This window comes from Lysinibacillus sp. JK80 (assembly GCF_027557635.1).
Taxonomy (GTDB): Bacteria; Bacillota; Bacilli; order Bacillales_A; family Planococcaceae; genus Lysinibacillus; species Lysinibacillus capsici.
In genome coordinates this window covers 2,619,370-2,645,923 of record NZ_CP058997.1, presented here as the reverse complement: position 1 = coordinate 2,645,923, position 26,554 = coordinate 2,619,370, and the positions used below count along the sequence as shown (strand labels likewise).

General features: G+C 35.1%; 15 protein-coding genes. 9 read left to right on the top strand and 6 right to left on the bottom strand.

From position 1 onward, the window contains the following. Positions 1-67: 67 nt before the first annotated feature. The 5 genes from HXV90_RS13400 to HXV90_RS13380 form a co-directional block, all read right to left on the bottom strand. Positions 68-514: a MarR family winged helix-turn-helix transcriptional regulator gene (locus HXV90_RS13400; RefSeq protein ID WP_009371643.1), complete on the bottom strand. Its 447-nt coding sequence runs from the start codon at positions 512-514 to the stop codon at positions 68-70. A gap of 23 nt (positions 515-537) precedes the next feature. Beyond that, positions 538-942: a transcriptional regulator Spx gene (gene spx / locus HXV90_RS13395; RefSeq protein ID WP_004225558.1), complete on the bottom strand. Its 405-nt coding sequence runs from the start codon at positions 940-942 to the stop codon at positions 538-540. Between the two features lie 437 nt (positions 943-1,379). After that, positions 1,380-2,951 carry an ABC-F family ATP-binding cassette domain-containing protein gene (locus tag HXV90_RS13390; RefSeq protein WP_054549086.1) on the bottom strand — a complete coding sequence of 524 codons (1,572 nt, stop codon included), beginning with the start codon at positions 2,949-2,951 and terminating at the stop codon, positions 1,380-1,382. A 34-nt stretch (positions 2,952-2,985) separates the two neighbouring features. Then, positions 2,986-3,171 carry an SE1832 family protein gene (locus HXV90_RS13385; RefSeq protein WP_269897409.1) on the bottom strand — a complete coding sequence of 62 codons (186 nt, stop codon included), beginning with the start codon at positions 3,169-3,171 and terminating at the stop codon, positions 2,986-2,988. 192 nt (positions 3,172-3,363) lie between these two features. Beyond that, positions 3,364-4,410 carry a PseG/SpsG family protein gene (locus HXV90_RS13380; RefSeq protein ID WP_048393328.1) on the bottom strand — a complete coding sequence of 349 codons (1,047 nt, stop codon included), beginning with the start codon at positions 4,408-4,410 and terminating at the stop codon, positions 3,364-3,366. Between the two features lie 316 nt (positions 4,411-4,726). On the opposite strand from HXV90_RS13380, the gene HXV90_RS13375 reads away from it, so the two are divergent. From HXV90_RS13375 to HXV90_RS13355, 5 genes are all read left to right on the top strand, one after another. Further along, entirely contained in the window at positions 4,727-5,557 is an 831-nt protein-coding gene (locus tag HXV90_RS13375; protein WP_269897408.1) for an oxidoreductase, read from the top strand. A 128-nt stretch (positions 5,558-5,685) separates the two neighbouring features. Then, positions 5,686-6,240 carry an NADPH-dependent FMN reductase gene (locus tag HXV90_RS13370; RefSeq protein ID WP_054549088.1) on the top strand — a complete coding sequence of 185 codons (555 nt, stop codon included), beginning with the start codon at positions 5,686-5,688 and terminating at the stop codon, positions 6,238-6,240. Positions 6,241-6,352: 112 nt separating this feature from the next. Further along, a complete protein-coding gene (locus HXV90_RS13365) occupies positions 6,353-10,135 on the top strand; it encodes a DEAD/DEAH box helicase (protein ID WP_269897407.1) in 3,783 nt (1,260 codons plus the stop codon). Position 10,136: 1 nt separating this feature from the next. Further along, the gene (locus HXV90_RS13360) at positions 10,137-10,889 is read left to right on the top strand and encodes a hypothetical protein (RefSeq protein ID WP_269897406.1); all 753 of its coding nucleotides are present in this window, start codon (positions 10,137-10,139) and stop codon (positions 10,887-10,889) included. A 155-nt stretch (positions 10,890-11,044) separates the two neighbouring features. Continuing rightward, entirely contained in the window at positions 11,045-12,115 is a 1,071-nt protein-coding gene (locus HXV90_RS13355; protein WP_269897405.1) for a glycosyltransferase family 2 protein, read from the top strand. A 265-nt stretch (positions 12,116-12,380) separates the two neighbouring features. Here HXV90_RS13355 and HXV90_RS13350 read toward each other — a convergent pair whose 3' ends face one another. Beyond that, on the bottom strand, positions 12,381-13,322 hold the full coding sequence (locus HXV90_RS13350; protein WP_257961666.1) for an NAD-dependent epimerase/dehydratase family protein: 942 nt from the start codon (positions 13,320-13,322) through the stop codon (positions 12,381-12,383). 386 nt (positions 13,323-13,708) lie between these two features. On the opposite strand from HXV90_RS13350, the gene HXV90_RS13345 reads away from it, so the two are divergent. The 4 genes from HXV90_RS13345 (at position 13,709) to HXV90_RS13330 (ending at position 26,551) form a co-directional block, all read left to right on the top strand. Further along, a complete protein-coding gene (locus tag HXV90_RS13345) occupies positions 13,709-14,629 on the top strand; it encodes a beta-ketoacyl synthase N-terminal-like domain-containing protein (protein ID WP_269897404.1) in 921 nt (306 codons plus the stop codon). Beyond that, positions 14,601-19,199: a type I polyketide synthase gene (locus tag HXV90_RS13340; protein ID WP_269897403.1), complete on the top strand. Its 4,599-nt coding sequence runs from the start codon at positions 14,601-14,603 to the stop codon at positions 19,197-19,199. Before HXV90_RS13345 ends, HXV90_RS13340 begins: the two co-directional genes overlap by 29 nt. A gap of 2 nt (positions 19,200-19,201) precedes the next feature. After that, positions 19,202-25,693, top strand: coding sequence for a non-ribosomal peptide synthetase (locus tag HXV90_RS13335; protein WP_269897402.1), 6,492 nt, complete (start codon positions 19,202-19,204; stop codon positions 25,691-25,693). Between the two features lie 102 nt (positions 25,694-25,795). Continuing rightward, positions 25,796-26,551: a thioesterase II family protein gene (locus tag HXV90_RS13330; protein ID WP_257961663.1), complete on the top strand. Its 756-nt coding sequence runs from the start codon at positions 25,796-25,798 to the stop codon at positions 26,549-26,551. The last annotated feature ends 3 nt before the right edge of the window (positions 26,552-26,554 follow it).

The window sequence follows — 26,554 nt, the reverse complement described above, 5'->3', positions numbered from 1 at the left end:
GTATTTGGTCGACTAATCAAAAAAGATGCATTCGCAAACAGTTGCAAATGCATCTTTTTATTGTGCTTTAATCTGGTCGATTTGTCTCCACATCCAATAAACATTTAGAGAAAATAGTTCGTAAGGTTTGCAGTTCCTCCGCTGTTAGCATACCAAACATATTATTAATGATTTCGCTCACTTGTTGACGAGATTCTTTTAATATGTTTTCACCGTCAGCCGTAATGACTAGTTGAGAAGCACGGCGGTCTGTGGCATGCTGTGTTTTTTCAATAAAGCCACCATTTATCAGCTTGGTTGTTAAAACAGTGACACCACCAGTAGTTACTTTTAACCGCTCAGCAATAGCAGAAGGGCGTTTTGGGCCCTCCTGCGATAAGTAGTCTAAAATTAAAATATGGGATTTTGAAAAGCCGAGTACATTATGATTATTCCACTCGTTTGCCCACTTACGCTCAATAGATGAAACGACTTCAAACAACGAGGTAATGGCTTTTTGTTTTTCTTGGTCCATAGAAGGTCATCTCCAAAACTGTTTTAACTTTCTTGTGCCAATCTTGTCATCGCATTTAATTCGTAAGCACGTACTTTACGTGGGATAAAACGACGGATGTCCATCTCATTGTAACCAACTTGAATACGTTTTTCATCTATTATAATAGGGCTACGCAACATTCTTGGGTGTGCCTGAATGATAGCAAATAGCTCTTGAATAGAAAGTTGGTCGATGTCGATATTTAAGTTTTTAAAGTCATTTGAGTTTGTTGCAATGATTTCATCTGTGCCATCTTCAGTCATACTTAGAATTTCTTTGAATTCTGCAAGTGTAAGTGGATGAGATGTAATACGTTTTTCTTTATATTCTATGTTGTGATCTTTTAACCATTTAAGTGCTTTTCTGGATGAAGAACAGCTCGCTTGTGAGTAAATTGTAACTGTCATTCTTCATTCCTCGCTTTCTTTTTTAGATTATATTTTACAAATAGCTTATTAGTAAGTTAATAGTTTATATATATATCTTACTAGTAAGCTATATATAAATCAATAGTTAATTGAAAAAATTTCTCAATCGAATTATTATTTTTTCAGTTATATTAAAATATACGAAGATAAGCGTAAAAAGTTTCGTTTATTCAGCTTACAATGATGTAAGTTATGTTAACTCTATAGAAAATGTCTTTTTAAGCTATAAAATCCATGTTGAATTAATAGGAACTACTAGAATTCTAAGTTGTCTCGTAGGAGAGAGTTAGTTGGAAGTAGGGGTAAAATTGTTAGTCCACTGATTATAGTATGTTTAAATGAGGCTATTTATACATAGAAGTTAAAAAAATTTAAAAGAGCAGCCCCATAACATGTTGGAGCTGCCCTTGAAATAATTAGTCTTGGCCTTGTTGTCCAGAAGTAAACCAATCTTGAACATTCCAGACTTTTGTTACGAGTCCTTCATAGAAATCAGGTTCGTGACTTACTAGCACAATGGTACCTTTAAATTCTTTCATGGCACGTTTTAATTCATTTTTTGCATCTACATCTAAATGGTTTGTCGGTTCGTCGAAGAGAAGCCAGTTAGCTTCCTCCATCATTAATTTACATAAACGCACTTTAGCTTGCTCGCCACCAGATAAAGAATTAAGCGGACGTGTAATATGGTCAGTTTTTAGGCCAGCTCTTGCTAAAGCTGCACGTACTTGGGCTTGTTCCATAGAAGGGAATGCATTCCAAACATCATCAATTGGCGTGATTTTCTCAGCTTTTACTTCCTGTTCAAAATAGGAAGGATATAGGTAGTCACCACGGACTACTTTCCCACCAAGTGCATTAATTTTACCTAACATTGTTTTTAATAATGTGGATTTACCAACACCATTCATACCGACTAAAGCAATTTTTTCTCCTCGTTCAATCGCAAAAGAAAGTGGAGGAAGTAATGGCTTGTCTTTATCGTAACCAATCACTAAGTTCTCAGCCTCTACAACATAGCGGCTAGATGAACGGGCTTCTTTAAAACCGAATTCTGGTTTTACAGCTGTTTCTGGGCGATCAATTCGCTCTAAACGATCAAGTTGCTTAGCGCGTGATTTTGCACGACCAGTAGTGGAGTAACGAGCCTTGTTTTTGGCTATAAAATCTTCTTGCTTCTTGATGAACTCCTGTTGCTTTTCATAGGCTTCAATATGCTGACGTTTATTGATTTCAGCAAGTTCAAGGAATTTTTCGTATGTTGCAGTATAACGAGTTAATTTAGAAAATTCCAATTGGAAGATGACATCCACTGTTTCGTTCATAAATTCTGTATCATGTGAGATTAGAAGGAAAGCATATGGATAGTTCTTTAAATAAATTTTCAACCAAGTAATATGTTCCTCATCAAGATAGTTCGTCGGCTCATCTAATAAAAGTACTTTTGGCTTTTCTAATAAAAGCTTAGCGAGTAGTACTTTTGTGCGTTGTCCACCAGAAAGAGCAGCTACATCACGTTCTAAGCCAATGGCATCCAAGCCAAGTCCACGTGCCACCTCTTCAATTTTCATATCTAATGAATAAAAATCTCCTGCATCTAATGCATCCTGCACTTCTGCCATTTGTTCTAAAAGTACTTCTAATTCTTCAGGCGTTGCGTCTGCCATCTTGCCTGTAATTTCATTCAGTTCTTCTTCTTTTTTATATAATGGTAAAAAGGCATCGCGTAACACTTCACGCATTGTTCTACCAGCCGTTAGTACGGTATGTTGGTCTAGATAACCATAGTGTGTACCAGGCAGCCACTCAACTTTTCCTGTATCGTGGATCGTTTGACCTGTAATGATGCCCATTAATGTAGACTTACCGACACCATTAGCCCCTACGAGTCCAATATGATCACCCTCCACTAAGCGAAACGATACATCTTTAAAGAGTGTACGATCACCGAAAGAATGACCTAAATTTTCTACTGTTAATATTGCCATATCTGTTCCTCCAACTATCTTTCTTGTTTACATTTTATAGTTCTGCAAGCTGCTTGTTAAGTTCTGCTAATTGAGCTTCCATATTCGCAAGACGTTGCTCTGCCTTAGCTACTTGATCGTTGTGTCCAGTAGACTCCAACTTTTCTATATCACCTTGTAAATTCATATAGTCCATTTTTAACTCTCTAATTTGGTATTCAATATTACTTTTTGTTGGCATGAAGACTACTCCTTTTGAGAATATTTTTATAGTGAATGCGTGTAAAAGCGATGGAGGTTTTAAGAATCCCCCACCGCTTATTCTTTAAAATCAATCGGGTACCTGTTGAATATACTGATGTCCCAACTTCTATAAGAGGAGTTGGAGTGAAAAATTCTTATATATTGTATCATAATCATCTTGGAAGTAGCACTAAGTAGAAGCGATATTATGACGATCATAAGCAAAATCTAAGAGTAATGCTTGGAGTGTTTCATTATTACCAGCAAGATTGAGCTGTCGCTGTTTTCTCACTGCTCGTTCACTGCGAGCTTCGTGTAAAAGAAATTCCATGACAGCATTTTGGATTTGTGATTGCTTCATTTTACGACCAAGTCCTAGATGGATAAAGCCATTATGCTCACGAGGAAAAGCATGTAAAAGCTCAGCTTCAGTTTGCGCAAGTGTAATGCATGGCACGCCATAAGAGGCAATTTTATAAGGTGTATAGTTAGCATTACAAATAATGACATCTGCTTTAGGTAGTAGTTTGAGGAGTGCATCTTTATCTCGAAGAATAGCAGTATTGCGACGACTAAGTACCATCATTTGCAAGTCATCCGTTGCATGGCGATAGCTGTCGTCAATCATAACTGTAATTTGTAGTGGTATTTGTAGTTGAGTTAGGTGTCGAAGTGTTCGATACGTTAAATTATGCTCGTCCCCGTCCTCAAAAGCGACAACGATATGAGGCGGATTTTCAGGTGTTTTACTATCAGGTATATTATCGAAATGTTGATAGGCATCTGGAAGAGCAAAAACAAAGCTTCCACCAATATAATGCGATGGTAAATAATCTTTCACTTCTTGATAGAGTGCTAGTAATACACAATCACAGGCTTGGCCACCTTCACCAAAATCATCAAAATGAATAATTGTTTTGCAGAAAGGTCGTAATTCCTCTACTTGCCAGCCTTCAGAATTTCGCCCATCTCTAACAATTAAATCAGGTTGAAGTCCTTTGATTTGCTTAGGTAATTCGTTAAAGTGATCAAATAGAATAGGCGTAACTCCTTCATTCATTAAAATTTGAATTCCGTCATTTGAAGGAGTCTTTACAAAGATAAAAACCTTCTCATTCGAAAGTAGTTTAGCTAATGTTGAAACCCGTTCAAAAGGATACAGCCCTTTATCAATACAGCTTTCAATAATGAAAACAATCGTTTTTTTTGGTTCAATTGCGTGTGTTTCGTTTTGCAAATGTATCCCATCCTTTCCTCTGTCTCTTTAAATTATGGCGAAGAAAGAGCAAGTATGTGTAAAATTTAGGATTTGATCATGATTGTCTCTAGCGGTATCTTCTAAAATAGCTATCTTTAATCAGTTTTAAACATCAAAAAAATGGTCGATATATATAGTAAGGCGAATTGTAGGAATATACATAACAATTGGAAGTTCTTTATCTTGGTTCGAAAAATCCCTCTACAAATGGAGATGATGGGATGTTTTTTAAATCCGATGTGTCAAGATAAGCGTAATTGATATACTATCAATAAGTAGAAGGACGGGAGAAAAAATGAGTATGCGTGCAGCGATTGTTGTAGGGGCGACTGGTTTAACCGGCTCCGCTCTAGTTGAACAATTATGTGAACATGATGAGTATATTTCAGTAACAGTTATTGCACGAAGAAAGCTAACTTATACGCATCCAAAGTTAGAAGTGAAAATTCGTGATTTTGATAGAATAGAAGAAAACGATATAGGATTTGCTCATGAATTGTATTGTTGCTTAGGTACAACCAATAAAAAGGCAGGCTCTCGTGAAATGTTTGAAAAGGTAGATTTTGAATACCCGTTAGCAATTGCCTCTTTAGCAAAAAAACGGGGAATCCCTCATTTTCTTGTGATTACTGCAATGGGAGCTAATGAAAATTCTCCATTTTACTATAATCGAGTTAAAGGTAAACTTGAGCGTGATTTAGAGGAACTAGGCTTACAAAGGCTTTCCATTATTCGCCCATCACTCTTAGTAGGGAACCGTGATGAATTTCGATTAGGAGAAAAGGCAGGAGAAAAATTATTAAAGCTTGCACAGCCTTTATTAATTGGACCTTTAAAACGTTCTAGAGCAATTGAAGCCACACAAGTGGCAAAGGCTATGATTATCATTGCCCTATATGGTAAACAACAGCCAGTCACTATTTATCCATCAGATGAGTTAGCAACATTAGAGTATCCGGAAGTACCAGAAGAGGACATTTCAAGAGAGATATTATTTAATTGGGATAAGCTGAATGAAGGCGAGAAAGTTAATCGTGAGGTTGTCATTAATCGAGATAAATATAAGCTTGAGGAAACGGTCATTGATAAGGAAGTCCATTTCCAACAACGTGATCAGGATAATTAATTTAGGGATTAAATTTGTCGTTCCGTCTAAAGACTGAATTTATATCAATTGTCATGACAATCCTTTCCGAGCCACTTTTCATTTGTTACAATATTATTGTAGAAGATGAATGTGGAGGCAAAGTAAAGATGAAAATTTTACTCGTAGATGGCACGATGTTTGGTCGTAAAACTGGTGCTATTTTAGAGCAAGTAGAGCAATATATTAAAGAATTAGATGCTAGTTTCGAGTTAGAAATGATGCATTTTAGTCAATATAAGCATCAAATTGTGGATGGTTCTCCATTAAATGATGATATGAAAAAAATGATTCAACAATTTGAGGAGGCAGACGCTTACATTATTGCAACGCCTATTTTCCAAGCGTCTATTCCAGGCGTTTTGAAAAATGCCTTTGACTTCTTACACCCTAAAACAATGCGCTATAAGCCCGTATCCATTGTTGCAAATGGAGGCACATATCAGCATCACCTTGTAGTCGAAAATCAGCTAAAACCTATTTTAGACTACTTCCGAGCGCTTGTTACGCCAAATTATGTGTATACACATACATCACATTTCGATGCAAATAATACTATTGTAGATGCAGACGTTCATAGTCGTTTACGTGAATTAGCTCGTGTATTTGTTCAATACTGTGAAATGAGCAAGAACTTGCCCAAAGAAACAATTGACCAACATTAAGATAGCCCTTGTACGGTGGTAAGAAATCACTGTGCAGGGGATTTTTCTTTGTAAGTATTGTTTTAGTATGTGATAAAATAAAACTTTAGTGACTCAGGAAGGAGGGCTGCTCATGCAGGACATCGCTTTACTAGAAAAACAACGCTGTAATCTTATTTTGACCAATAAGGCGAAGGAAGCGGTAGAGGAATGCTCAGCAAACGAGCATGCCTTTTTTGCGTTACAAAGATCTTTTACTGTCTATATTGAAAAACGAAAAGCAAAAACAGTTGGTGAAACCTTTTTATCCATCTATTTTAATGCGGAGGACAATGAAAAATTAATCGATATTCTTACTGAGAAAACGGTTATTATGGATTGTGTGCTAAAGGTGGAAGGATTGCTGGCAACCAATATTCGATTTGTCCATATGCGTGGACCTATTAACACAAATCGTCGCTTAGCAGCCGCATTACAATTTGTGACGAAGCCTAATAATGGAGCAGGTATTCCACTTGAGCTTCACACCAAAATAAGACAGCTACCGATTGCAGAGGAACGTACAGAGTATGTAAAAAAACGTATAGCCAGCTGGGAAGGCTATTTAAAAATACAAGAACGAGATGCAACCATTGATGATATTCATACAGAATTTAAGCAAAGCTATTTCAATGAAGATTTTACACGCTTAACCATTGTATGTCCCTACATAAAGAGTAAAGAATGGAAAAAGCTAGAGGGGTTAAGTGTTAGCATTCAAGGAATTCGAGGCGAGATAGGACAGGTTATTAAGGCTAATGCAGGAAAGCAAACGGTAGAAATTGATGTAAAGCCTTTTATACAGGATTTGGCTCGCAAGGACCAGCTGAATCTTCGTTCCAAACAAGCGAGCTTTAGTAATTTTGCAACATTAAGCCAAATTCGACGACTACGTAATGGTTTTACAAAGCTAGAAAAGGGTGAGGCAGTAAACCCTAATTTAGAAACCATACTGTTTGAGCGGCGTCCTGTAGTTCGGGCATCTAAGCTACGCGAAGATATTGAGTTTCATAATAATTTAAATGAATATCAACGACGAGCCGTTTTAGGTGCACTATCTGTTGAGGATTTGTATGTCATTCAGGGTCCACCTGGTACGGGGAAAACAACTGTCATTTCAGAGATTTGTCAGCAAAATGTTAAAGCAGGCTTAAAAACACTTGTTGCCTCACAGTCTAATTTAGCTGTAGATAATGCATTAGGACGCTTACTGTCCAATCAAGAAATTCGAATTTTACGCTATGGTAGAACGGAAAGTATTGAGGAAGAGGGTAAAAAATTCATAGAGGAAAATGTTGCGCTTCAATGGCGTGAGCAGACACTTGCTGCGATTGAAGAAGCAATTACAATATTTCCAGAACTTCAGCAAGAGCTAGAAGCAAACCTTGTAAAAGCAAAAGATGAGCTAGAGAAATTAGAGCAATGGCTAGAGCAATTAACACAGGAAATTGCTGCAAAAGAGCAGGCAGCTATGGAAGAACCCATTTTACAGCAAGAGATTCAAGCATTAAAAAAAGAATTGAAGGCTGTTAAAACAGAGCAACAAACATGTGAGACTCAAAAAGAGCATTATGAAAAACAGCTCGCACAAATTGAGCCAATTGTACAGCAGCTTGAACAGACACTTGCTGATTACCCTTCAGTCGAGCAACTACAGCGTACGATTGAGGAAACTACTGAAAAAGTGAAACATCTAGAGGCTGCTGCTCAATATAAAGAACTACAAGAACAAAAGCACCAGTTAACACAGCAATTTGAAGAGATACAGCAGAAATATGAAATCGAAAGTAATCGTCTAGTAATCATGAAGGAAGCGCAAAAATATATATACACCTTAACCTCATTTGAGCTTATTCAGCGTTTTTTACAACATTATCAAATTCGCCCTTCTCATGTACTTTCGCAACAAATAGGTCGCTTGCAGCATTTAGAGGATGCGAAAGATTTAGAGGCATGGTCAACGATTAATGCTCGTTTACAAAAGGCAATTGTGAAGCTAGAGGCTTTGGTTACGCATGAAGTCAAGGAGCGTGCCCTTGCTAAAAGTAGACTACAACCAGTACAATCGTTTTCTTTGCAAAACCTTACTGGTGTATTTGCACAATTAAACACGGCTTTTCAAGATGGTCAAGCACCAGCAAGTGATGTTATTGAAAGTTATTTGCTCGGGCTATATATGCGTCGTGATTTTGTTTGGCAAAAGGGAATAGCACTAAAGCAACAGCAAGAGCATAAAGATCAGGAATACGAAACTTTTCGTAAAAATCTAGTAACTTTAATTCATCAGGAGTGTGCAATAACTAGCTTCGATGTGCAAAGTTACCAGCGGCAGCTCCAACCATTTATACAGCATACTGAGCGGTTACAACAATTAGCAAACGCCTTTCAAATTACTGAAGAACCAGAAGAATCTGTAGAATATTTAAAAATTCTTGCCTCACAAGCTAGAGAGTCTCTTCTACAAGCAAAGCAGCAACTGGAGGCAGTGGAACAGGCTAAAGTACAACTCATTCCTAAACAAGCCTCTTTACAGACTGTCCAAACAAACTTGCAGGAAGTAGAACAGCAGCTAACGCTTATAGAAGAACAAATAAAAGATATTAATATAGCAGGATTGAAGAAAGAAAAGCAACTAGCTACCTATACAAAGCTCTTACAATCTATGCCAGAACGAACGGCTGAAGAGGTGAAAGAAGCTATTCAAACTGCAAAGCAAGCAATCGAAGCATTCCAACGTCAGGAAAAACAGCTACCTCTTCACAAAAAACTACAAGAACAATGGCGTGAAAAATTACAAAACGCAACAGAATATGATTTAGATGAAATTCGAAAATTGTATGTGCGACATGCGAACGTTATTGGTACAACATGCGTAGCTTCTGCCAGTAAGGAGTTTATGGAAAATTATCCGACCTTTGATGTGGTTATTATTGATGAAGTTTCAAAGGCAACACCACCAGAATTGCTCTTACCAATGCTAAAGGGGAAGAAAGTTATTTTAGTAGGTGATCATCATCAGCTACCACCATTACTTGGGGATGATACGCTGGAGGAAACATTAAAGGCAATGCTAGAAGAAAATCCAAACTTTGAAGGCGCACAGGAATTAAAAAATCTGTTGCGTGAATCATTATTTGAGCGTTTATTTAATAATTTGCCACCAACACATAAGCAAATGCTAGCATTGCAATACCGCATGCATGAGAAAATCATGCAAAGTATCACACCGTTTTATGCGGAAGAAGAAAATGGCTTGCAATGTGGTTTACCAGATTCGGATGCAGCAAGAGATCATGGCTTAGAAGGGCAGTTTATAAAACGTGATGACCATTTACTGTGGATTGATATTCCAACAGAAAAACCTTATTTAGAGGAGCAAGTAAAAGGGGGAACGAGTCGTTTTAATGAAGGAGAATTGCTCACAATTAGACGTATTTTACTAGATCTCAATGAAGCTGTGAAGGCAGCAAAAGAAGCAGGCCGTATGCCGCAGGATGCTCAAAAAAGCGTTGGTGTCATCAGTTTCTATGGTGAGCAGGTAAAGAAAATTAATCGCCTTCTTCAGCAAGAATTACAGCTACCACATCTGCAATTTAGAACAGGGACTGTTGATAAATTCCAAGGGATGGAAATGGATGTCATTTTAGTGAGCATGGTTCGTAATACACCTAAAGGCGGGGATATTGGCTTTGCTAGAGATTATCGTCGATTAAATGTCGCGCTATCTCGTGCCCGTGAGTTACTACTGCTTGTTGGAAGTGCAGAAATGTTTGCAAAACGTGCAAAACATCAAGAGACAAGAGAGATGTATGCGAATTTGTTAAAAACAGTAAAATCCTACGATGGCTTACGTAATCATGAAGGATTGGTGATATAGATTGTCAAAATTACAACAACGACTAATGCGTGAGCTTCAGCAGAATCGTAATATTAAGATTGTCAAAACGGCTGAATGGTGTATTCCCATTCGAACAGTTGATGTGACCTATGAGCCTGTTCGTCGTTCAACAATGGATGTCTTAATGACAATGCTTCTGCTTAGTATTCAAGAGGCGGATTTTAGCAACGCACAGGAATTGAGCGAGTTATTGCTTGTAGACCCGTTATTTATTGAAGACTTGGTTTCTTTAATGATTCGAGTAAACCTTGTGAGGAATGAAGATGATTTCTATAGGCTAACTGAAAAAGGACAGAGGCAGCTAGAAAGAGGTATTTTTGAAGAAGAACTAGAGGAAGAAACCTCCACGCTTTACTTTAGTCCTTGCCATCAATCGTTTCTCACTATCGATACGAGGAATGATGAATATGATGAATTGCCAGAGCTTTATCGTTATATTGACAAAGAGGCAGAACAACAGGAACAATTTGAGGAGTCCATGGTGATTGCAGCTTTGCAGGAAGCGGATGAAGAAGAGGAAGGTAGCTCTCAGAAAGTCATCGCAAAAATTGTTCGAACAGAAGCTCAACAAATTAATGATAGCCCATGTTTAGAGTTTGTTCTTTATGATAAGGAACAGGATATAGTATTTGTACGAGTATGGAATACATTACTCAATCAATGGGATCATCATTTAGAGCAACAGCTTACAGACAAAGAACAATTAACATGGCGTGAGCAATATTTATCTTGATTCAATAGGATTTCAATTGCTAGAAAAAACGAACGTAAATCGCGTTCGTTTTTTTGTTTTACATTATAAATTTACAGAGTTAGGTGATAATCGAAAAATTTTTTCGATAAAATACTACATTAGCATAAATTAAACCATTGCTAAGGAGGGGACAGATGTTAACGATTAGTTTATGTATGATTGTTAGAAATGCACAATGTACGATTGAAAGATGCTTAGATTCGGTTCAGCACCTCGTGGATGAGATTAATATTATTGATACTGGTTCAACTGATCGTACAAAAGAGATTGTTCAAAATTTTACCTCTCGAATTTATGACTTTTCCTGGTGTAATCATTTTGCCAAAGCACGAAATTTTTCCTTTCAGCAGGCAACAAAAGACTATATTTTATGGCTTGATGCTGATGATATTATGACAAAGGAAAATCAGCACAAGTTCAGCCAACTAAAGCAAACATTATTTCCTTCTATTGATGCTGTAACAATGGATTATTATTTGACGCTTGATTGTGATGGGGAAGTGGAGTGTAGTGAACGAAAGTTTCGTCTAGTAAAAAGGGCCAATCATTTTCAATGGGAGGGTACTGTTCATGAGAATTTAAAGGTGTCAGGGCAGCTCTTTCATAGTGATATAGCTGTCACACATTTACCGTTAACGAAAGATATTCATCGCAATATAAATATTTATGAGGGATTAATAAAGAATGGACATTCTCTTTCAGCAATTGAGAAATTTCATTATGCCAATGAACTAAAATTGCATCACCGTTACCTAGAAGCTATTAATCAATACAACCTATTTTTGGATAGCAACTTAGGCACTACAGATAATCGCATTGAGGCTTGTTTACATGTAGGGGAATGCTATCGACGTTTACATGATGATCAACAAGCACAGCAAGCTGTTTTGCAATCTTTCTTATATGATCGACCAAAGCCAGAAGCATGTTGCCGAATGGGCCAATTTTTTATGGAGCAATTAAAACATAAAGAGGCTATTTACTGGTACTCTCAAGCCTTGCAACAAGCTCCTGCCGATACAATGACTATCCAAAAGCGTGCTTATTCAACATGGATTCCTCATTTACAATTAAGCCTTTTATACAGGGAGTTACGGTTATTTGAAAATGCCTATCAGCATAATCTAGAGGCACAAAAATGGAAACCGAATCATCAGGAAATAATCAATAATGGGAAATATTTACTTAGTCAATTAAAGATATAAATCTTTCTTATGGAAAAGGTACATCAATAAACAAGACATAAATAGCTTGGCCAATTAACACAGAGACACCTACAACAACCGTCATAAAAATTACATTACGTGGCCTAAAATTTTTTGCTTCCATTAAAAACCTCCCTCGATATAGAATATTCAGTCAATTCAAGATATGTAAAAGAAGTTTGAGTATGAATCCTACGTAAATATTTTTTTGAAGAATTAGTCAATAAAAAAACTAGCGGATGAAAACCGCTAGTTCTGCTGAAAATTACTCATACTTTGTTTTATACCACTCGACAGTTTGGTAAATTGCCTCCTCCTGAGGTGTATTAGAAAACGAAAATTTTCTCTGAAATTTTTCTGAATCTACAACAAAATCATGTAAATGTTGATACATTAATTCTTTAAGTTCTCTCATGTCTGAGTTAAATATTCCTGCTATATTAACAATGAATTTTCCAGCAACCCTAAACTTAGCTGTAGTTCCCAGCTCTTCTGCAATTTTTTGTACTATTAATCTTGTTGTAGTAGGTTCATTGGTTGGTATGTGCCAAATTTCACCAAATGCTTCTTCATTTTCCCCCAATATTATAAGTCCTTTAGCAAAATCTCGTATAAAAATATAAGAGTGTTTTGCATCAGGATTACCTAAAACATCTGCTGGCTTGCCGAGCATTAAATTTTTTATTACCTGCTCACCTAAGGCAGATGTTTTGACACGTGGTCCAAAAAAATCCGTACCTCTTCCAATAGTTGCTTTTACTTTACCCGCTTTATGAGCATTCATTAATTTTGTTGCTACCTCAGCTCTTACTTTAGTTTTTTTACCAATAGTATTATATGGATCATTTTCATGTAGAGATTTGTTTTGTGGACCGTATGCATAGAGATTATCTGCATAGACTATTTTGATATTATGGATTGACGCTGCCTCAATGATATTACTCATCATAAGTGGGAATAAGTCAGACCAAGATGAATAGGGAAGACCTAGGCAATGATAAATGACTGAAATTTTGTAAGAATTACAAATATCTATTACACTTTCAAGTTTAGTAGCATCTCCTTTTATGATTTTTACAGATTGTGGAGCATTTGCTTTTCCACTCCTGTTTACTAAGAGCACTTTTTTGTTTTCTTGAATAAGTTGATCCATAATTGCTAGTCCCAGTGGACCCGTCCCAAAAATCGCATGATACTCTTCGCTCATTAAATTACCTCCAAAAAATATATTTGCTTCAATAAATTATTAACTAAATAGTAATAATAAGAATTTTATTCTTAATTTGTAATTTTATCAATGTTTTCCTATTTATACCTAATTATAATTTAACTAATTATTACAAAAAGATGAAATATATAAAAATTCTAAAATATTTTTTGTAAATATGTTATATTATAGAAAAAATTCTAAAAATACCATAAGTTGTAAATTAAATATTTTATCCCTTAAATTGAATTTTATCAATAACTTTCTTCTTATAACTAAGTTTAAATAAGTAAAATATTACAAATTATTGAAAAATGAATAATCAGGAAAAATAAAATTTACAATATGTTATATTTTTTCTATAAAATTACAAAGGAGATGGGTGCATGAGCGAAAAAAATGAACCAATTGCTATTATTGGGATGGGATGTAGATTTCCCGGAGGCAGTAATAATCCAGAGCAGTTTTGGAATAACATCAAAAATGGGAAGGACTCTATTACGGAGATTCCAAAGGATAGATGGAGTATTAATCGTTATTATGATACTTATAACAAAAAAAGAGGTAAAACTAGAGCTAAATGGGGAGGATTTCTCGATAAAGTTGCAGAGTTTGATGCTGAGTTTTTTGGAATATCGCCAAGAGAGGCTAGCTTATTAGACCCCCAACAACGTTTGTTGTTAGAAGTGACACATGAAGCAATTGAGGATGCTGGGTTACCAACTGAAAATTTAGCCGGAAGAAACGTAGGCGTTTTTATAGGAGCATTTACTCTAGATTGGAAATTGTTGCAATTTACAGAAAGTAACCGACGCGGAATTGATTCACATTCTGCCACAGGTTCAATGATGACATTATTATCTAACCGCATATCCTACGCATTTGATTTGAAAGGACCCTCACTTTCTGTTGACACAGCATGTTCCGCTTCCTTAGTAGCTTTACATCTTGCTTGTCAAAGCATATTGCAAAATGAATCTTCAATGGCAATAGTCGGCGGTGTAAATGTTATGTTAAAGCCAGAATATTTTATCGCTGAATCAAAAGCAGGAATGCTTTCACCAGATGGTCGTTCAAAAACCTATGATAGTCGTGCAAATGGGTATGTTCGTGGGGAAGGCGCAGGAGTAATTATTTTGAAACCACTTTCTCAAGCTATTGCAGATGGAGATCATATACATTCACTTATTCGTGCATCAGGAAGTAATCAAGACGGTCATACATCGAGTATTACAGTACCTAATGGTCAAGCCCAAGAAGATTTAATGAGAAATACATATGAAAAAAAACAATATTTCACCTTCTAGCATTCAGTATATTGAAGCCCATGGTACAGGAACACCAGTTGGGGATCCAATCGAGGCCAAAGCAATTGGAAATGTCTTTTCAAAAGGACGTATAGATGGTGAAAAAATGTTAATAGGTTCTGTCAAAACAAATATAGGCCATACAGAAGCAGCAGCTGGCATAGCAGGTGTTATTAAGACTGTTATGAGTATGAAAAATAACTTAATTCCAAAACATCTCCATTTAAATAAAGTCAATCCAGATATTGATTTTGAAAAATTAGGCTTAACCATTCCAAAAGAAAACACACCTTGGCCAGAAACAAAAGGTCCTAAAAGAGCAGCAGTAAATTCTTTTGGATTTGGTGGAACGAATGCACATGTATTAATTGAAGAATATATCCCTGAACAAAATAATCTCTATGAAAATGATCAACTTGAGAAAAATTTATTAATACCGTTATCCGCTAAAAATAAAAATGCATTGCATGATTTTGCAAGTCAATTAAAAGCATCTCTTGATAGCAATCAAACTTCATTGAAAAGTTTAAGATATACATTAGCTTGTAGAAGGGATCATTATTCGCATAGGTTGTCAATTATTGCTAAATCGATTAAAGATTTAAAAAATAAACTTAATGCCTATATATCCGATGAATCAGATTCCTGTATATATGAAGGGGTTGTAACTAATAAATCTCCATTAGTATTTGTATTTACAGGTATGGGACCACAATGGTGGGGGATGGGCCATGAGTTGTATCAGAAAGAAGAAATATTTAAAAACACAATTGATAATATTGATCAAATTTTTCAAAACTTATCTGGTTGGTCTTTACGCGATGAAATGATGAAAAATGAAAGAGATTCATTAATGTCACAAACAAAGATTTCTCAACCCGCAAATTTTGCCATTCAAGTGGCCCTTTATGAATTATGGAAATCAAAAGGGGTTCTACCTGCTGCAATTATTGGCCATAGTGCTGGAGAGGCAGCTGCTGCATTTGTATCAGGCATCTTAAGCCTAGAAGATGCTGTTAAAGTTATCTACACAAGAAGTAGGTTGCAACAGCTATTAACTGGAGAAGGGAAAATGTTAGCGGTTGGCATGTCAGAAGAGACTATCCAACCCTATATTAAAAATTATGAGGATGTTGTATCTGTCGCTGCTATTAATAGTCCCACTTCAATAACACTTGTAGGAGATGAGAGTGCGCTAGGTGAGATTTTTGAATTATTAGATGCTAATAAAGTTTTCAGTAAATATTTACAAGTAGATGTACCTTATCATAGTCATTACATGGAGAGTATTAAAGAAGAATTATTACATTCTTTAAAAGACATCCGTACTCATAAACCAGTAATTCCAATCTATTCTACTGTTGATGGGGAAAAATGTAATGAAACATATTTCGATGCTGAATACTGGTGGAAAAATATTAGATTACCAGTTCGGTTTGCTGAAGGCTGTATAGAACTTATTAAAAATGATTTCTGCTCGTTCCTTGAAATAGGTCCACATCCTGTTCTGACTTCGTCCATTTATGAATGTTTAAAACAATGTGGAGTTGATGGGCATGTTCATTCTTCTCTTAGAAGGAAAGAATCAGAAACTCAATATGTTAATCAAACCTATATGCAACTGTATGTCAACGGAATTGAATTAGATTGGGGAATAATGGATGGTTCTAATGCTTTTTCTACTAAGGTCCCATCGTATCCTTGGCAAAAAGAGTATTATTGGGCAGAAACAGAACCAGCGATGCGAGATAGATTAGGAAATAGTGAAACACATCCAATATTAGGTGAACGGATAGATACCATAAATTATATCTGGAAAAACGAGTTAAATATTAATAATTCACCATTTATTGGTGATCATAAGATTCAAGGTACAATTGTTTTCCCAGGTGCTGGGTATGTAGATATGGCTTTATCCGCTGTAAGAGAGATATATGGAAAAGATGATGTGACATTAAGTGTGGAGAATGTTCAATTCAAAAAAGCGCTATTTTTAACACACGAAAAGGATGTTGAAATGAATCTCACATACAATGACAAAAAAGGTGAGTTTCAAATCTTTAGTCGTGGTTATGAAGAAGAAACTCCTTGGGATCTTAACGCTACAGGGGTTGTTTATCCAGTTTCTACAACAACAAGGAAGATAGAAATTGAGGCTTTAAAAAAACGAATTACAGATGCAGTTAGCAAACAAGCATGTTATCAACATTTTAAAACATTAGGCTTAGAGTATGGTGAACAATTCCAAGGAATAGAACAGTTATGGAGAAATCAAAGTAAAAATGAATCTTTCGGCCGCATTCAAATAAAAGCAGAACTTTTAAAAGATATTAACGATTATACTATTCATCCTGCAGTGTTGGATTTGTGCTTTCAAGTAATGGCTGCAGCCTTGCCATTCGAGCAAACCCCTACCGTATATATGCCTATTGAAATCGGGAAAGGTAAAGTATATCACTCTCTAACTAAAGATATGTGGATATACGCAAAAATAAGTGAAAAATCTGAAGGTAATCTAATTGGTGATATTTATTTAGTAAATGAACAGGGTGAAGTAATTTTAGAAATTAATCAATGTAAAGCAGTTTCTTTACGAGATGCAAATCATTCATCATCCGATCAACAAAGAATTTATGAATTACAGTGGAAGGAATCGAAACTGAAGAAAGAAGAGAAGAAAGTAGCTATAGGTGAAGAATATTGGCTTATTTTTGCTGATAAAGGGGGAGTTGGATATAGAATAGCTTCTTTACTAGAAAAGGTAGGTGAGAAGGTTAAACTAGTACATCATTCTTTAGAAAACGCACAATCCACTACAGTTATTGATGCTAAAGATCAAGATTCATATAAAAAATTATTGGATACATATAATTGTAAACGGATCCTTCATTTATGGAGTCTTGATTTATTAGACAATGAAGCATTAGATTTGAATCTTTTAGAAAGAGCAGAGACATTAACGACAAACTCAGTTTTATTGTTATTAAGAGCTCTCTCAGATAGTAAAGTAACCAACAAAGAAGGACTAATCTGGCTGATTACTAGGGGCGCGCAACAGATAGTAGATAATGATTTAGTAAACGTTTCCCAATCCAGTATATGGGGTATGGCGCGAGTTATTGGTCATCAAGAATTCTACCACCTCTTTGGAGGAATAATAGATATAGATATTCATGATTATGATGAAGATTCAAAAAACATTTTAAATGAAATCTTATATGAAGATAACGAGGATCAAATTGCTTACAGAGATGGGAAAAGGTTTGTAGCTAGATTGGAAAAGAATCTTTTTAGTGAAAGTCACCCAAAGCCTTTCCCTGTTGTTTTTAATCCATCAGTAACGTATTTAATTACAGGAGGACTTGGTTCTTTAGGAATCGTTACAGCAAAATGGATGATTTCGAAGGGGGCACGCCACTTTATTCTAATGGGGAGAACTCAACTTCCGGATAGAGAAAGTTGGGGGGAGATAGACAGTAATAATCCTCATTATACAAAAATTAATTCTATTATTGAGTTGGAACGATTAGGGGCAACTATTCATGTATCATCTGTTGATATTACTAATAAAGAACAATTGACTGAATATATGGATAAATTCTATAAAATGGGCCTACCAGAGGTCAAAGGTGTAATTCATTCAGCAGGTACTGCAAAGCCGCAGTTAATGAAAGACATGGGAGTGGAGGAATTTAATAGTATTCTACGACCGAAAATCTGGGGTGCATGGAATATACACGAGTATTTTAATGATAAGGAATTAGAATTTTTAATATTGTATTCTTCAGTTGCTTCACTTGTTGTTTCTCCAGGTCAAAGTAATTATTCAGCAGCCAATGCCTTTCTCGATGCACTATCTTATTATAGAAATTCTATTGGAAAACGTACTATTAGTGTCAACTGGGGACCTTGGAAAGAAGTAGGGATGGCTACAAAATTGGATTTAAATACCTTCTTTACTGACAGAGGTTTATATCCAATGATTCCAGACGAGGGATTAAAGTGCTTAGAAATGATTCTAAGTCAATCAAAATCTCAATTAGCAGTGTTAGGTGCAGATTGGGATAAAATCGCAAAAAGAAATTATCCAGTCGAGTATACACCACTGATGATTTCTAATTTAATCGATTCAGCCTCAACTACAAAAACAATGGATTCGAAACAGACAGAGAGTATTTTAGCAAAAATTCACAGTTTAGAAGAAGATAGTGATAAGTTAAGTGCCATTCAAGAATATTTGCTAGACACTGTATCGACTGTTTTAAGGATGAGTAAAAAGAAATTAAACCTTTCGCAATCTTTAACAAGTTGGGGGTTAGACTCTATGATATCCATTGAATTAAAGAATTTTATCGAACGCGACTTAAATGTAGAAATGGCTGTTGTAGATTTATTAAAAGGAATTAATATTTTAGATTTATCCGAACAGATTCTTATAACCATCTTTGAATCAATTCAGTTAAAAGAGGATGTTGAACTTTCTGAGCTTATAAGTGAGATGGAATCGTATTCACAAACGGAAATAGAGGCAGTCTTAAAAGAAATTTCAGCAAGTGAAGAAGGAGAATAGGTGTGACGAATAGATTATTGGATAATATATCTAAGTTATCAGAAGAGAAAAAAGAGTTAATAAAAAAAGAGTTACAAAAAAAACTAAATAAAGAAAAGAAAAAGATTGTTCCGGGGGAAAGAGAGAAAACTTCTTTCCCTCTATCTTCAAGTCAACAAAGGCTATATTTTCTAGAAAATCTTGATTATGGAAATCCTTTTTATAATATTCCTGGTTGCTTAAGATTCAAAGGCTCATTAAACCCAAAAGTTTTGGAAGAAGCACTTAATCTAATAAACCAGAGACATGATATTCTACGTATGCATTTTTGGGCCGACGAAAATGGAGAAGGATACCAAAAAATTAATAATCAATTAAATCGGATAAATTTAGAGTTGAACGACGTACAAGGCTTTTCTAATGATCAGATTCAACAACGTATTACTGATATTCTTCAACAGCCATTTTATTTAGAACAGGGTCCCTTATGGAGCACTACTCTTTTACAAATAGAAGAACAGGAATTTCTACTTATTTTATCCTTCCATCATATTATTTTTGATGGTTGGTCACTTGAAAACTTTATCAAACAGCTATTAACAACTTATAAACAGTTAGAGGAAGGAAATATAATACAAGCCGTTGATAGTAAGGTACTTCAATATACTGATTATGTTGAGTGGGAAAAATCCTATATGACGGAAGAAAAAAGGGAAAAGCAGTTAGTATTTTGGCGGAAGGAATTAGAAGGGTGTACAGAATTACTTAATCTGCCTTTAGATTATAAACGGCCAAGGGAACAGCATCATAAGGGAGATTTATACTCGTTAGAGATGCCTAGAGATATCTACAATCAGTTAGCCGGTGTATGTAAAAAGAACGATACAACATTATTTATGATAACTCTTGCAGCATTTAAAGTCCTGCTTAGTCGTTATACAAACCAGAACGATATAACTGTAGGATTCCCCATCTCATGCCGGGATCAATCAGAGATAGAAGACTTGATTGGTTTATTTGTGAACACTTTACCTATTAGAACAAAATTATCAGACCAAATAACTTTTACAGATTTATTAAAGCAAGTAAAATCTAATTCCTTAAAGGTTTTTGAAAATAAAAATGTTTCATTTGATTCCGTCGTAGAATGTATACGACCGACTAGAGAGCTAAGTTACAATCCAATATTTCAAGTGCTATTCTCTTATCAAAATGCCATTCCTTCCATACAATTAGAAAATCTAACTGTTGATTTCGAACATGTAAATCCAGGAACATCCAAATTTGATTTATCATTAGATATTTTCGAAGGAAGTGGGGATGTTCTACCTAAAATTGTATTTGAGTATAATACAGAATTATTCGAAAGAGATACAATCGAAAGGATGGCATCTCATTATTTACATTTATTGGGTCAAATCTCGGAAAATCCAGAACAGAATATCTTTCATTTAAATTTAATGTCAGAAAAAGAAAAAGAAGAACTAGTTGCATTAGGAAGTGGTCCAAAAATACCTTTTAACGCTTCTAATACTGTAATGACATTGTTTGAGAAGGTTGTTCAAGAAAACAAGGATCATATTGCTCTTTCTTACAAAGATCATTCAGTAACATACGATGAATTAAATAAGGAAGTAAACCGTTTATCTAACTATTTGAATATAAAGGGTGTCAAAAAAAATGTTTTGGTTGGAATATCAGTTGATAAATCAATCGAAATGGTTACTAGTATTTTGGCAGTATTAAAATTAGGGGCGACTTATATTCCTATAGATCCTCAGTATCCTATTGAAAGGCAAGAATTTATTATAAAAGATAGCGGTATCAAAGTCCTTATTACTTCTTATAACTTCAATCCAGATGTATCTCTGGGTTTAAATGAAGTTATTGTTCTAAACAACACAATTAAAGAAAAATTGAGCGAAATGAATGAAAATTATCAAGGGGAAGAAATCGATTTAGATGACACTGCTTATATCATCTATACTTCGGGGACTACTGGACAGCCTAAAGGAGCGATTATTTCTCATGGAAATCTTCTTAATGCTTACTATGGCTGGGAAAAAGCATATGCTTTGAATAATGGAATAAAAAATCATTTACAAATGGCGAGCTTTTCCTTTGATGTTTGCACTGGAGATATCATTCGTGCGCTTTTATCTGGTGCAAAACTTGTTTTATGTCCTCCAGAGTATTTGACAAACTCAAGAGAATTATATGAATTAATTGTAAAGGAAAAAATTGATTTTGCAGAATTTGTCCCAGCAGTTTTCCGTCATCTTATTCAGTATTGCGAGGATAGCAAACAAAAACTAGACCAAATAAAAATTATAGTTCTTGGCTCTGATATTTGGTATATGAACGAATATAAATATTTTCGATTATATTTGAATGCAGAAACAAGATTAATCAACTCATATGGCTTAACGGAAGATACAATCGATACATCTTATTTTGAATGGAATGGGGAGTATTTACCTGAAGTATCTACTGTTCCCATTGGAAAGCCCCTTGCTAATAAACAAATGTTTATTTTAGACTCTAAGCGAAACATCGTACCCTATGGTGTAGTTGGGGAACTATACGTCGGTGGGAGAGGAGTCGCTAAAGGTTATAAGAATCGAAAAGAATTATCAAACGAAAGATTTATCTATCATTCACTAGGGAAAGAGAACTCATTTATTTATAAAACAGGAGATTTAGCTAGATTTTTACCTGATGGGAATGTTGAACTTGTTGGTAGAATGGACAGTCAAGTAAAAATTAGAGGTTTTCGTGTTGAGCTCAATGAGGTGAGCTCTGTTCTTCTAAAGCTTGCTCATTTAAAAGAAGGTATTGTAGTTGATGTTGGTGAAAATGATGAAAAACAACTAATCGCCTATTATGTAGAAAGTGAAAAAGAAGTTTCAACAAAAGAAATAAGAGCCCATATGAAAAAGTATGTACCTGATTATATGGTTCCAAATCAATTTATTAAAATCGATCATATTCCACTCAATGCTAATGGAAAAGTTAATCGCAAATTGTTACCACTTCCTGATTTAGAAAAGTATATATCCTCCTATATCTCGGGAAGAACCTTAGTTGAAAGTATGTTACAAGACATTTGGGAACAAACATTTAAACAACCAAGAATTGGAGTTAATGATAATTTCTTTGAGTTAGGCGGCCACTCGCTTATGGCGATGCAAATCACTAGTCAAATTCGTAAAGCTTTTCATATAAATGTCCCACTAAAGGCAATATTTGAAAATGCAACTATATCAAAATTAGCTAAATACATTTCAAAGCTTGAGGGGGAGGAGCAGAATGAAGAATATGATCTTCCTGAATATCAACCTAGAAAGGAAGATAAGTATAAGCCTTTCCCATTAACTGATGTACAGCAAGCGTATTGGGTAGGCAGACAGGAAATATTTGAGTTAGGAAATGTTACAACACATAGCTATGATGAGTTAGAAGCTGAAGATTTAAGGATTGAGGCTTTTGAGCAAGCATGGAATCAATTAATTAACCGTCATGAAATGCTGCGGACGATTATTACAGAAGATGGGTACCAACAAACTTTAAAAGAGGTTCCGTATTATAAAATTAAAGTACAAGATTTAGAGAATTTAAATGAGGAACAGTGTGCTAGTGGTTTACAAGAGGTAAGAAATGAAATGTCTCATCAACAATTATGTGTGACTGAATGGCCAACCTTCGACCTTCGGATCACAAAGTTACCTCAAAATAAAGCACGAATTCATTTTTCAACAGATGCCCTTTTTTGGGATGTCTGGAGCTTTGTCAATTTAGTTAGAGAGTTGGTTGTTCTATACGAAGGTAAGTCAGAGATGCTACCTGTATTAGATTTTTCATTTAGAGATTATGTATTTGCCGAACAAGAAATTATTAAGAATTCCCCAAAATATAAAGAAGCAAGAGAGTATTGGTACAAAAAAGTCAAATCATTGCCTCCTGCTCCTGATTTCCCAATAGCAAGAAATCCACGTTCAATTCATAATCCAAAGTTTACTCGATATCATCGAGTCTTAGAAAGGGAACGGTGGGAAGTATTAAAGAAAAAAGCGAGTAGTTATGGAATTACTGTTACTGCTTTATTATTAGCCATACATGCAGAAGTATTTGCTGCTTGGAGTAAGGAATCTGCATTTTCATTGAATTTGACGTTTTTAAGCAGGCATGCCGTTCATCCGCAAGTTACAGACATTGTAGGAGAATTCACTTCATTAACGCTATTAGCAATTAATCAACAAATGGATATTACATTTATTGAAAGGGCTCGAAAAATTCAAAAAGATTTATGGATAGATTTAGAGCATAATTATATTTCTGGAGTGGAAGTACTTAGAGCTATGACAAGTGTCCAAGGAGAAGCAACCCAAGCAAAGATGCCTGTTGTATTTACCTCGGCACTTGTGGTCCCAGTGCCTGATCAAGAAGATACACCGATTCCATTTAAGCCTGTAAGTGAAGATGGAATTACACAAACATCCCAAGTATGGCTCGATTGTGGTGTTTGGGAAGATACTAAACGATTGCTGTGCAATTGGGATGTTGTAGAAGAAGTATATCCTGATGGGTTTATTAAAGAAATGTTTGAATCTTATTGGTCGTTTGTTGAGAAGTTAGCTATAGAAGATGAAATCTGGGAACAAACTGTAATTTCTTTAATTCCGAATAATCAGAAAGAATTAAGAGCCCTAATAAATGATACAGAACAAGATTGGGAAAAGGAACTCCTGCATACAAGCTTTGAGAGGCAAGCATTACAGTACCCAAATGCAATTGCAGTTGAGACCACTAATCGTAACTTTACGTATCATGAGTTAAATAAAAAATCAAATTCTCTTGGTAATTATTTAATTGATTTAGGAGCAAAGAAAAATCAGGTTATCGGTATTTTCATGGATAAAGGATGGGAACAGGCCATTGGTGGATTATCCATACTTAAAGCAAATGCCGCCTATTTACCGATAAATCCAGAATTACCTAAAGAAAGGATCGATTATTTAATTCAAAAGGCAGATGTTAAGATTGTTCTAACTCAATCATGGTTGGATTTAAACATTGAAGAAAATCGTTCAATACATTTAGTTGAAGTGGATACCTTTGATTTCTCTTCGTATAGTGAGGATACGATTCCAGCAAGAGTTAATCCTGATGATTTAGCCTATGTAATTTTTACATCTGGTTCTACTGGTGATCCAAAGGGCGTTATGATTTCTCATCAGTCAGCAATGAATACAATTTTAGATATTAATGACCGTTTTTCTATAGGTGCACAAGATAAAGTTTTAGCGTTATCTAGTTTTACATTTGATCTATCTGTATATGATTTCTTTGGAATGTTAGCAACAGGGGGGACAATTGTAATTCCGGACAAGGAGAAAGTTTTAGATCCTATCCATTGGTTTGAATTAATAAATGAAAAACAAATTACTATTTGGAATTCAGTACCACAGTTTATGTCGTTATTAGTAGAGTATGTCTATAGTAATACATTGAGTCTTCCAAAAACTCTTCGATTAATTATGTTAAGTGGAGATTGGATCCCACTATCCTTACCAGATCAAATAAAGGATTTATCGAAAAATACTAATCTACAAGTTATTTCATTAGGTGGTGCTACAGAAGCGTCAATTTGGTCTATTCTGTACCCTATAGAAACTATTGAGACAGATTGGAAGAGTATTCCTTATGGTAAGCCGATGAAAAACCAGAAGGTATATGTTTTAAATAAATTTTTAGAGCATTGTCCTATTTGGGGGTATGGAGATATTTATATCAGCGGTCTAGGGGTTGCGAAAGGTTATTGGAAAGATGAAGAGAAAACCCGAAATAGTTTTATTATTCATCCACGAACTGGAGAACGGATTTATAAAACAGGAGATATCGGGCGATATCTACCGGACGGTAATATTGAACTGCTAGGTCGCGAAGATAATCAAGTAAAAATCCAAGGTCATAGAGTAGAGCTTGGAGAAATTGAAGCAAACTTGATCAAACATTCAAAGATTGATAAATGTACTATATTAGCTTGCAATAAGGAGGATAATAAAAGCCTTATTGCATTCTATATAACCGAGTACGATATTGAAACTGAGGACTTATACCGTTTCCTTGAAAACAAGATAGCAAGTTATATGATTCCGTCTCAATTTATCCGTATTAAGTCAATTCCACTAACACCTAATGGAAAAGTAGATTATAAAGTATTGAATTCACTTATAAATGAGACAACTCATTTGGTGCAAAAGTGGGAGCCTCCAGTTACAGAAATGCAACGACTAATTGCTAAATTATGGTCTGAAATTTTAAAAGTTGAAGTGGGGAAAATAGGGATAAATAACACTTTCTTTGAAATAGGTGGGGATTCGATGCAGGCAATACGAATGATGACCAAACTGCAAAAAGAATTGTCCATTGAACTATCATTAAGGGATTTTTATCAAGATCCAAGCGTTCGTTCTTTAGCTGATTATATCGAACCTAAATTAATACATGTATAAAATCAAACGACTTTCAAAATTAGAAATAAAGATTTGAAATAAGGTACTGCTCTTTTCGTAGTTTTAAGAGCAGTACTCCTATCAGAGTAAGGAGTGAACTAATTGCAAAATAAATGGGTAATAATAGATGAGAAAAAAACAGAGGCACGATTGAGGTTGTTTTGTTTTCCTTATGCTGGTGGTGGATCTAATATTTATAAAAGATGGAATGAATATTTACCGGATGATATTGAATTGGCTTGTATAGAATTGCCAGGAAGAGGGAGACGAATCAACGAACCATCTATTCGTCAAAAAGATATTTTGGTGGGATCGTTAAAAAAAGCGATTATTCCTTATTTAGAGGAAAAACCGTTTTGTTTCTTTGGTCATAGTATGGGGGCTTTAATTGCCTATGAATTGATTCAGTCTTTAAATAAAGATGAAGGACTGTTGCCAAAGTACTTCTTCCCTTCAGCTCATCGAGCACCCCATCTTAATAGAAGTACTAATAAAAAGACGTATGATTTATCAGATAAAGAACTTATTCATAGATTAAGAGAACTAGATGGAACGCCAGAGACGATACTGAATAATAAAGAATTATTAAATTTAGTACTCCCAATTATGAGAGCTGATCTTCAAATTTGTGAAACTTACCAATTTTCTAATGATAATGATATAATTCCTGTTCCTATTACAGCTTTTTCAGGGATTAATGATAAAAATGTTACAGTTCAGTCCATTGAGGAATGGGGTTCACTGACAAATAGAAGCTTTGAAATAATTAAGATGGAAGGGAATCACTTCTTTATCCATCAGTTTGAACAATTAATTGTGCAACAAATAGTAGAGAAATTAGAATTATCTTTGGTATAAACA

Excerpts from the sequence above, each read along its gene's own strand:
- HXV90_RS13400 (WP_009371643.1), bottom strand. The coding sequence starts at position 514 with ATGGACCAAGAAAAACAAAAAGCCATTACCTCGTTGTTTGAAGTCGTT.
- spx (WP_004225558.1), bottom strand. The coding sequence starts at position 942 with ATGACAGTTACAATTTACTCACAAGCGAGCTGTTCTTCATCCAGAAAA.
- HXV90_RS13390 (WP_054549086.1), bottom strand. The coding sequence starts at position 2,951 with ATGGCAATATTAACAGTAGAAAATTTAGGTCATTCTTTCGGTGATCGT.
- HXV90_RS13385 (WP_269897409.1), bottom strand. The coding sequence starts at position 3,171 with ATGCCAACAAAAAGTAATATTGAATACCAAATTAGAGAGTTAAAAATG.
- HXV90_RS13375 (WP_269897408.1), top strand. The coding sequence starts at position 4,727 with ATGAGTATGCGTGCAGCGATTGTTGTAGGGGCGACTGGTTTAACCGGC.
- HXV90_RS13370 (WP_054549088.1), top strand. The coding sequence starts at position 5,686 with ATGAAAATTTTACTCGTAGATGGCACGATGTTTGGTCGTAAAACTGGT.
- HXV90_RS13365 (WP_269897407.1), top strand. The coding sequence starts at position 6,353 with ATGCAGGACATCGCTTTACTAGAAAAACAACGCTGTAATCTTATTTTG.
- HXV90_RS13355 (WP_269897405.1), top strand. The coding sequence starts at position 11,045 with ATGTTAACGATTAGTTTATGTATGATTGTTAGAAATGCACAATGTACG.
- HXV90_RS13350 (WP_257961666.1), bottom strand. The coding sequence starts at position 13,322 with ATGAGCGAAGAGTATCATGCGATTTTTGGGACGGGTCCACTGGGACTA.
- HXV90_RS13345 (WP_269897404.1), top strand. The coding sequence starts at position 13,709 with ATGAGCGAAAAAAATGAACCAATTGCTATTATTGGGATGGGATGTAGA.
- HXV90_RS13340 (WP_269897403.1), top strand. The coding sequence starts at position 14,601 with ATGAAAAAAAACAATATTTCACCTTCTAGCATTCAGTATATTGAAGCC.